This window comes from Flavonifractor plautii ATCC 29863, assembly GCF_000239295.1.
GTDB classification, from domain to species: Bacteria; Bacillota; Clostridia; order Oscillospirales; family Oscillospiraceae; genus Flavonifractor; species Flavonifractor plautii.
In genome coordinates, this window is sequence record NZ_JH417855.1 from 4,639 (window position 1) to 14,106 (window position 9,468).

6 protein-coding genes and 1 pseudogene are annotated in these 9,468 nt (G+C 62.2%); 6 read left to right on the plus strand and 1 reads right to left on the minus strand.

Annotated features, from left to right (window positions below):
- Nucleotides 1-187 precede the first annotated feature (187 nt).
- The 4 genes from thyA (at nucleotide 188) to HMPREF0372_RS18270 (ending at nucleotide 6,337) form a co-directional block, all read left to right on the plus strand.
- The gene (gene thyA, locus HMPREF0372_RS18255) at nucleotides 188-1,018 is read left to right on the plus strand and encodes a thymidylate synthase (protein WP_039998045.1); all 831 of its coding nucleotides are present in this window, start codon (nucleotides 188-190) and stop codon (nucleotides 1,016-1,018) included.
- A gap of 12 nt (nucleotides 1,019-1,030) precedes the next feature.
- The gene (locus tag HMPREF0372_RS18260) at nucleotides 1,031-1,528 is read left to right on the plus strand and encodes a dihydrofolate reductase (RefSeq protein ID WP_007495813.1); all 498 of its coding nucleotides are present in this window, start codon (nucleotides 1,031-1,033) and stop codon (nucleotides 1,526-1,528) included.
- A complete protein-coding gene (locus tag HMPREF0372_RS18265) occupies nucleotides 1,515-2,084 on the plus strand; it encodes an NUDIX hydrolase (protein ID WP_007495815.1) in 570 nt (189 codons plus the stop codon). Before HMPREF0372_RS18260 ends, HMPREF0372_RS18265 begins: the two co-directional genes overlap by 14 nt.
- 284 nt (nucleotides 2,085-2,368) lie before the next feature.
- Entirely contained in the window at nucleotides 2,369-6,337 is a 3,969-nt protein-coding gene (locus tag HMPREF0372_RS18270) for an S-layer homology domain-containing protein (protein ID WP_230979326.1), read from the plus strand.
- A gap of 70 nt (nucleotides 6,338-6,407) precedes the next feature.
- Here the strand turns inward: HMPREF0372_RS18270 and HMPREF0372_RS18275 are convergent, their stop codons facing one another.
- Complete coding sequence (locus HMPREF0372_RS18275) at nucleotides 6,408-7,751, minus strand: hemolysin family protein (protein WP_039998050.1); 1,344 nt, start codon at nucleotides 7,749-7,751, stop codon at nucleotides 6,408-6,410.
- Between the two features lie 388 nt (nucleotides 7,752-8,139).
- On the opposite strand from HMPREF0372_RS18275, the pseudogene HMPREF0372_RS21240 reads away from it, so the two are divergent.
- Nucleotides 8,140-8,616, plus strand: a pseudogene (locus HMPREF0372_RS21240) (chloride channel protein); the annotation flags it as partial.
- 82 nt (nucleotides 8,617-8,698) lie between these two features.
- Complete coding sequence (locus HMPREF0372_RS21245; protein WP_330700781.1) at nucleotides 8,699-9,232, plus strand: chloride channel protein; 534 nt, start codon at nucleotides 8,699-8,701, stop codon at nucleotides 9,230-9,232.
- Nucleotides 9,233-9,468 lie beyond the last annotated feature (236 nt).

Genomic DNA, 9,468 nt, shown 5'->3' on the forward strand with positions numbered 1-9,468 from the left:
ACGCTGTAACGCCCCCGCCGCACCGGCCTGTATGGGAGAAAATTGGGGGACGGTGCTGGAACGTAGGAGCGGCCTTTATGGCCGCCCGCGGGCGCGGAGCTGCGCCCGGCCGTCGGCCGAACCGGCGGGTTTGCGTTCCGGCGCGGAATGTGGTATGCTGGGGAAAACCAACCGGAGGAGGAACGATATGAGCCGCGCGGACGAGCTGTTCATTGAAAATTGCAAGGAGATTCTGGCCCACGGGGTGTGGGACACGGAGCAGGAGGTGCGCCCCCGGTGGACTGACGGCGCCCCCGCCCACACGGTGAAGAAATTCGGCATTGTCAACCGCTACGATCTGCGGGCGGAATTCCCGGTGCAGACCATCCGCAAAATGGCCTTCAAGAGCGCGGTGGACGAGCTTTTGTGGATCTGGCAGAAGAAGTCCAACAACATCCGCGACCTGTCCAGCCACATCTGGGACGCCTGGGCGGACGAGAGCGGCTCCATCGGCAAGGCCTACGGCTACCAGTTGGGGGTCAAGCACCGCTACCCCGAGGGGGAGTTTGACCAGGTGGACCGGGTGCTCTACGATCTCAAGCACAACCCGGCCTCCCGGCGGATTCTCACCAGTCTCTACAATCACCACGATCTGAGCGAGATGGCCCTCTACCCCTGCGCCTGGTCGGTCACCTTCAACGTGTCGGGGCGCACCCTCAACGCCGTGCTCAACCAGCGCAGCCAGGACATGCTCACCGCCAACGGCTGGAACGTGATGCAGTACGCCGTGCTGGTGCACTTCCTGGCCCGGGCGTCGGGGCTGGAGGCGGGGGAGCTGGTGCACGTCATCGCCGACGCCCACATCTACGACCGCCATGTGCCGGTGGTGGAGGAGCTCATCGCCCGGACGCCCTACGAGGCCCCGAGGCTGTGGCTGGACCCGGCGGTTACCGACTTCTACGCCTTCACGAAGGACAGCGTCCGCCTGGAGGGCTACCGCTTCCACCCGCTGGAGCAGCCCATCCCCGTGGCGGTATAAGGAGGGAGCCCGATGAATTTGATCGCGGCGGTGGACTTGAACTGGGCCATCGGCAGGGACGGGGATCAGCTCTGCTACATCCCGGCCGATTTGAAGCGCTTTCAGGCCCTCACCACCGGCCACCCGGTGATCCTGGGCCGCAAGACCCTGGCCACCTTCCCCGGCGGGCGGCCCCTGAAAAACCGGCGGAACCTGATCCTGTCCCGCGACCCCTCTTTCGCCCCCGAGGGGGCCGAGGTGTTCCGGTCGCTGGAGGCCCTGCGGGCGGCCGCCCCGGCAGATTCCTTCGTCATCGGGGGGGAGAGCGTCTACGCGGCCCTGCTGGACTGGTGCGACACGGCCTACATCACCAAAATCGGCCGGGCGTGGGAGGGGGCGGATGCCTTTTTCCCTGATTTGGACGCCGGCCCGGACTGGGAGATGGCCGAGGAGGGGGAGCCCCAGGAGCACGCGGGCATCCCCTTCCGCTATGTGATCTACCGGAGGAGGAAGCCCCATGTATGTGGATGAAATTCGGGCCTATACGCCCCAAAATGAGCAGGAGGCGGCGGATCAGCGGCTGATTCTGGAGTACATCCGCCTGTTTCCGGACAACATTCTCACCCGGGACAACGAGATCGCCCATCTGTCCAGCTCCGGCTTTGTGGTCAATGCCGACGGCACCCGGGTGCTCATGGCCCACCACAATATTTACAGGGTGTGGGCCTGGACGGGCGGCCATGCGGATGGGGAGGGCGACCTGCTCTCCGTGGCCCTGCGGGAGGCCCGGGAGGAGACGGGGGTGGAGCATATCCGTCCCCTCAGCCCCGCCATCGCCTCCCTGGACATTCTGCCCGTGTGGGGCCACGTGAAGCGCGGGAAGTGGGTGCCCTCCCATCAGCATCTCAATGTATCCTACCTGCTGGTGGCCGACGAGCGCGACGCCCTCCAGATCCGGGAGGGGGAGAACAGCCGGGTGGGCTGGCTTCCGGCGGAGCGCCTGCTGGAGTACACCAACGAGTGGGAGATGGACGGCGTGTACGCCAAGCTGCTGGCCCGGGCGAGGGAGCTGCTGCGGAACGCATAAGTGGATTGCGTGGACGTGCCCTCTTGAAAATATTGGGACAATGTGATACAGTAAGGATGCCAAGTGTGCCGGCACACTTCTGTCTTTTGCTAGCAAAAGACAATAACAACTGACAGCAGTGGAGCCGGGGCGCAATTTAAAAAAGGAGGAACAACATGAAACGGGCAAAAAAAGGATTGGCGGCGCTACTGTCTGTGTGTATGTTACTGAGTCTTCTTCCTGTGACTGTCTTTGCGGAAGAGACTCCGGCAGCGGACACGCTGGAGGAAGCGGCTCCTGCGCCGATGGAGGAAAAAGGCGCCTATGACGCGCTGATGCAGGCGATCGAAGCCGCTCCAGATGGGGAGGAGACCACGGTCGTCCTGACGGGCGATATCACCGGGATGACCACGGATCAGATCATCACCATTCCAGAGAAGAAAAACATCGTGCTGGACATGGACTGCCACAGCATCACCGTGGCGTCGAACTTTACGGGCAGGCCGATTGTGAACAAGGGTACTCTTACGGTGACAGGCGACGGCGTCATTGATTCATCTGCGTCTGAAACCGGAGTGGGCGCAATCAACAACCAAAATATACTTACGATCGAAAATGGAACCTATCGCGGAGCGACCTATGCCGGCGGCGCGGCAATCCGGAACACAGGGGCGTCCGCGGTACTGACCATTGAAGACGGAACCTTTGAGAAGGCTACATGCGCGGTTTATAACGAGGGTACCGTAACGATTGAAGACGGAACCTTCACGGGGACTACGTGCAGCCAGTGCAACGGTAATGTTTGGGGATATACGATCCAGAATGGAGCTGCCGATTCCCAAATGACCATCAACGGGGGAACCTTTACAGGGGTACAGGGCGCGGTATCCGCTTCTGTGGGGTACTTCGAAATCAACGGCGGTACGTTTAAGTCGGTCAAGTGTGTCAACGATTCCAAGCACACGGCCACGTTCTACGCCCTCTATGTGGCGGGTGAGGTCGGCGTGGTAAAAGCCGTAATCAATGGCGGTACCTTTGAGACAGAGGGAACGTATACCGCGGCTCTGATTGGAAACGACAACACTGGCGGGGACGGGGGCATCAATGAAAAGGCCACCGCGGTCATCAACGGCGGCGTCTTTAAGGCCCCGGAAGGAGTGCCTGCCCTGAAAGGTGCGGAAAAGACTGGTAACCCCATCATTTATGGCGGCACGTTCTCCAGTGATGTGAGCAAGTATGTGGCGGAGAATGCCGCGATAACCGAAGGCCCAGACGGTACGTTTACCGTAAACGAACTGGATGAAACGAATGGTGTGGCCGAGGTGGGCGGTAGGTACTACGCCAGCCTCCAGAAGGCGGTCGACAACGCCGGGAAGGGCGAGACGGTTACTCTGCTCCAGGATACGGCGGAGGATATCGTAATCCCCGAGGGAGCGGAGCTGACCCTCAATCTGAACGGAAAGACCTTGGCCAACCACGAGAACCACACGATTACCAACAAGGGCACTCTGACCATCACCGGCGGCGGCACGGTGGACAACGTGACCCACGCCAGAGCGGCAATCCAGAATGAGCCCGGCGGCAATGTGGTGCTCAACGGAGGCGCGTATACCCGCAGTAAAGAGAACGGACAGAATGCCGAAGCCAGCGGCGGGAATTCCTATTACAACATCGTCAACCACGGCACCATGGAGATCAATAGTGGAGTTTCCGTCACGCAGAACGGCCAGTTCTCCAGCATGATTGAGAACGGCTGGTATAACGGAAGTCAGAATACAGGTGGAAAAAACTCCGTGCTGACCATCAACGGAGGCACCTTCTCCGGCGGCCTGAACACGATCAAGAACGACGACTATGGCGAGCTGGTCATCAATGACGGCACCTTTACCAGCATGTCCCAAGCAGCGTTCCTGAACTGGAATGTGGCCACTGTCAACGGCGGTACCTTCGATGCGGCGGGCGCCTCCAACGGCGTCATTCTGAACGGCTATATCGACGGCACCATGGATCAGGGCAAGCTGACCATCAACGGCGGTACCTTCAACGCCGGGGAAAAGACGGTAATCACCACAATGGGCGGTGGAACCCACAGCGGCGATATTGAGATCACCGGCGGCACGCTGAACGGCTCCGTTGTCCTCACGGACAGCAGCGAGGGCGCCCGGCTGACCATTACCCAGAAGGCCAAGGTTACCGGAAACGTGACCAACAGCGGCAAGGCGGATGTGGCCATCACCGACGGCGCCACCGTGAGCGGCCAGGTGTCCAACAGCACCGCCGGCGGCACCATGAGCGTGGTCAACAGCACCATCGGCAGCGTGCCCGAGGGCACCACCGCAGAAACGATCGTCATTGTCAACAGCACTGTGGATGGAACTCTGACCACGAATACTGCCGAAAATGCGGCGGTGATGGTGGGCGGCAAGACCTATGAGACCTTGGGTGCGGCGATCACAGCGGCCAAAGCCGGGGACACCATCTACGTCCTGAAGGACATCCCAGAGGCGGCCGGCATTGCCGTGCCCTCTGGTAAGAACTTTACCATTGATTTTGGCGGCCACGCCTATACCCTGAAGGACCCGGGAGCGGGCTCTGCCGGAACGGAGAGCAATGGATTCCAGTTCCTGAAGGATTCCACCATCACCCTCAAAAACGGCACCATCCGTATTGCCGAGGGCACGACCTCCATCAAGCGCATCATTCAGAACTATGCAAACCTGACCCTGGAGGATATGCACTTCTTCGCCGAGCATCAGGCGGACGGCGAGGACTACGCGCTGAGCTTCAACAATGGCAGCATCATCTTCAAGGGAGATACGGATATCGTGACCACCAGCGACGAAGCCATTGCGTTTGATGTCTGTAAGTATAGTAGCTATCCTTCTACCAATGTCACCTTTGATGGGAGCTACACCGGCACCATCAACGGCAAGATCGTGTATGACAGCACCGACGCGGACACACACAAGCTGACCATTCAGGGCAACGGCACCTTCGGTGCCATTGAGGCGGCCAGCGGGGCCGCAGAGGCTGCAAAGAGCGGCATCGAGGTTACCAGCGGTCACTTTGCCAAGCCCGTCAACGAGGACTATTTGGCTGACAGCGTCAAGGCCCAGTTGGAGAGCGCCTCCAACCCCGAGGCTCCCTACAGCTACTATCCCAGCCTGGAGGCCGCCCAGGCCGCCGCCCAGCCGGGCGACACCATTACTGAGGTAAACGCCACGTCTGGCGAGAAGAAGTACACCGTTACCCTGGACTATGCCGACGGGGATACAAAGGACAGCGTCTACACGGTCACTGAGGGGACCGAGCTCACCCTGCCCACTCCCAGCCGCTCCGGCTACACCTTTGAGGGCTGGTATGACGGCAGCAGCCGGGTGAGCAGCCCCTACAAAGTGACGAAGGATGTTATCCTGACTGCGGAGTGGGACTACAACGGCAGTAGCTCCTCCTCTGGCTCGACCCGGTACACGGTGAGCGTGGAGGACACGGACAACGGCAGCGTGAAGGTGAGCCCCACCCGCGCCTCCAAGGGGAGCACGGTGACTGTCACCGTGAAGCCCGACGAGGGGTATGAGCTGGACAAGTTGACCGTCACCGACAAGAACGGCGATTCCGTCAAGCTCACCGACAAGGGCGACGGCAAGTACACCTTCAAAATGCCTGCCTCCAAGGTCACGGTGGAGGCCGTGTTCACGGCGGTGGAGCCGGAGCCGGAGGGCCTGCCCTTCACCGATGTAACGAGCGGCGACTGGTTCTATGACGCCGTGGCGTATGTGTACGACAAGGGGATGATGGAGGGGACCACGGACACCACCTTCGCCCCCACCATGAACCTGACCCGGAGCATGATCGCCCAGGTACTCTACAACCTGGAGGAGCGGCCGGAGGCACCCGGCGCGGCGGGCTTCCCCGACGTGGCGGCGGGCGCATGGTACGCCGACGCGGTGAACTGGGCGGCGGCCCGCGGCATCGTGAAGGGGTACGACACCGGCGCGTTTGGACCGGAGGACAGCGTGACCCGGGAGCAGCTCGCGGCGATTCTGTACCGCTACGCGCAGGCGAAGGGCTATGACACCACCCAGGGCGGGATGGCCGTGCGGGAGTTCAGCGACTCCGCCAGCATCTCCGACTGGGCGCAGACGGCCATGAGCTGGGCGGTCAATGCGCAGGTGCTCTCCGGCAAGGGGAACGGCGTCCTGGATCCCCAGGGCACCGCGACCCGCGCCGAGGTGGCCCAGATGCTGATGAACTTCGGCGAGCACGTGGGCTGAACACAGCCGGTCAAAAAGCAAAATCCCCCCGGAATCCCATTGGGATTCCGGGGGGATTTTATTGCTTCGCTTATTCGGCGTCCTCCTCCGATTCAGAGGGGGCCAGCTTGGTGACGGTGGCCCACTCTACCCGGCGGTCGGTCAGCTCCTCCACCCGGATGTGCAGGCCGTACAGCTCCACCTCGGGGTGGCTTCCGTCCTCCGGGATCACGTTGAGCTGGGCAAAGACCAGGCCGCCCAGAGTCTCGGACTCCTCGTCCTCGGGAAATTCCATGTCCAGGGCCTCCGCCACATCGTCCAGCTCCGCCGAGCCGGCAATGCGCCAGCGGTTGTCGCCCAGGGCGATGATCTCCTGATCCTCCTGGGGATCGAACTCGTCGTAGATGTTGCCCACAATCTCCTCCAGCAGATCCTCCATAGTCACGAGGCCGGCGGTGCCGCCGTACTCGTCCACCACAATGGACAGGTGGATCTTCCGGCTCTGCATGTCGCGGAAGAGCTTATCGGTGCGCACCGACTCGGGCACGAAATAGGCCGGGCGCAGCAGCTCCCGCACCGGGCGGGGGGAGGCTTTGCGGGCGTTGAGCAGCCAGTCGCGGGTGTTCAGGATGCCGATGATGTCGTCGGCGTCCTCCTCATACACCGGGAAACGGGACAGGCCGGAGGACTCGATGGTCTGCGCGATCTCCTCCGCCGTGTCGTCCACCCACAGCATCACCATGTCGGTGCGGTGGATCATCACGTCCCCGGCGGTCATGTTGTCAAATTCGAAGATGTTCTCGATCATCTCCTTCTCACCGGCCTGGATGGCGCCCTTCTCCTCACCGATGTCCACCATCATGCGGATGCCCTCCTCCGATACCTCATCGTCCTCCTCGTTGGGGTCGATATGTACCAGACGCAGCACGGCATTTGTGGAGACGGTCAGCAGCCAGATGAGCGGCCGCATGACGGCGGCCAGGAAGGCCACCACCCCGCAGGTGAAGCGGGCCACCTGCTCGCTCTTCTTCATGGCCACCCGCTTGGGTACCAGCTCGCCGAAGACCAGCGTGAAGAAGGAGAGGATAATGGTGATCAGGATAACGGACAGGGTGTGCACCGCGGCCTCGGCGGCGGCGGTCAGGGCATACTGGGCGGCGAACCACTGGGACAGGCGGCCGGCCAGGTTGTCGGCGGCGAAGGCGGAGCCCAGAAAGCCCGCCAGGGTGATGCCGATCTGAATGGTGGAGAGAAACCCGGTGGGCTGCTCCACGATGTGCAGGAGACGGGCGGCCTTTTTGTCGCCCTCCTCGGCCTGGTGGCGGATCACCGCCTCATTGAGGGAGATGACCGCGATTTCCGTGGCGGCAAAGTATGCGTTGATTGCGATGAGTATGACCTGGAGTAGAAGCTGAGGCCATAAAGGGGGCTGCAAGATGATTCCTCCTCTTTCTGAAACGACAGATTGCATGTGTTCCATGCGTTACAGAACTTAGTATATCATATTTATGAAAAAAATCCATAAGCATGCGGAAAAAAGTTGCGGCGCATGTTATAATAACCTGTACGCGTGAGAGGGGGAAACCGGGATGGAAACCAAAGAACGGACGGAGGGGCGGCTGCGGCGCTTGCTGGAGCAGCCGGGCACCTTCCTGAAATGGGTGCTGTTTGCCGGGGTGATCGGCCTGGCGGCCGGCGGGGTCAGCACTGCCTTTTATTACGCGCTGAACGCCGTCACAGCCCTGCGGGAGGCCAACCCGTGGCTTCTGTGGCTCCTGCCCCTGGGGGGCGTGGCCATTGTTCTGCTCTACCGGATTTGCGGCATGGAGAAGGACCGGGGCACCAACTTCGTCCTGGTGGCTGTGCGGGAGAACCAGCCCCTGCGCCTGCGCACGGCGCCCCTCATCTTCGCCGCCACGGTGCTCACCCACCTGCTGGGCGGCTCCTCCGGCCGGGAGGGGGCCATCCTCCAGATCGGCGGCTCCCTCTCCTCCAAGATCGGACGGTGGATGCACCTGGACGACAAGGACAGCCGTATCATCACCATGTGCGGCATGTCCGCCGCCTTCTCCGCCCTCTTCGGCACGCCGCTGACCGCCGCCATGTTCGCCATGGAGGTGACCAGTGTGGGCGTGCTCTACTACGCCGCCATCGTGCCCTGCGTCCTCTCCGCCATTATCGGCCTGTGGGTGGCCCAGCTCTGCGGCGTGCCGCCCACCGCCTTCTCCCTCCAGGGGGTGCCCAACCTTACCCCCGTCACCCTTCTCCAGTGCATCGGCATGGGGGTCCTCTTCGCCCTGCTTTCCATCCTGTTCTGCCGGATGATGCACGCCGCCCCCCGGCTGTACGACAAGTACCTCCCCAACCCCGTGGCGCGGGCCCGTGGCGCGGGCCGCTGCGGGCGGGGCGCTGGTCATCGCGCTGACCTTCCTGGTGTGGCTGTGGAACCCGGGTACCTACGACTACAACGGGGCTGGCACGGCGGTGATCCACGCCGCCATCGGAGGGGAGGCCCGGCCCGAGGCCTTCCTGCTGAAGATGCTCTTTACTACCATTACCCTGGGGGCGGGCTTCAAGGGGGGCGAGATCGTCCCGGTGTTCTTTACCGGGGCCACCTTCGGCTGCACCGCCGCCCCCCTGCTGGGGCTGCACCCCTCCTTTGGAGCGGGGCTGGGCATGGTGTGCGTCTTCTGCGGCGTCACCAACTGCCCCATGACCTCCCTGCTGCTCTCCCTGGAGCTGTTCGCCGGGGACAGTCTGGGCATGTTCACCGGCCAGAGCCTGGGGCTGTTCGCCGTGTGTATCGCCGTGGCCTACATGCTCTCCGGCTATTACGGCCTCTACAGCGAGCAGAAGATCGTCTACAGCAAGCTCCGGCCGGAGTACATCGACAAGAAGGCCAATGACGATGAGTAGGGGGCAGGAGCGTCAGCCTTTTGCAGACAGGCGGCCCAACTCAATTCCCAGCGCCAGGGCATAATAGAAGCAGACCTCCCGATCCAGGGCCTTTTTCCGGACGCTCATGACTTGCCCGCCATCGCGGATGAGCTGGAGAGCCCGCTTGACTATCTGGCAGGCCGAACCGGTGAGCTGTAGGGCGCGGCATCCCTGACGCGCCGTTTTGTAGGTTTGTCAAACATATTGGACGGTGA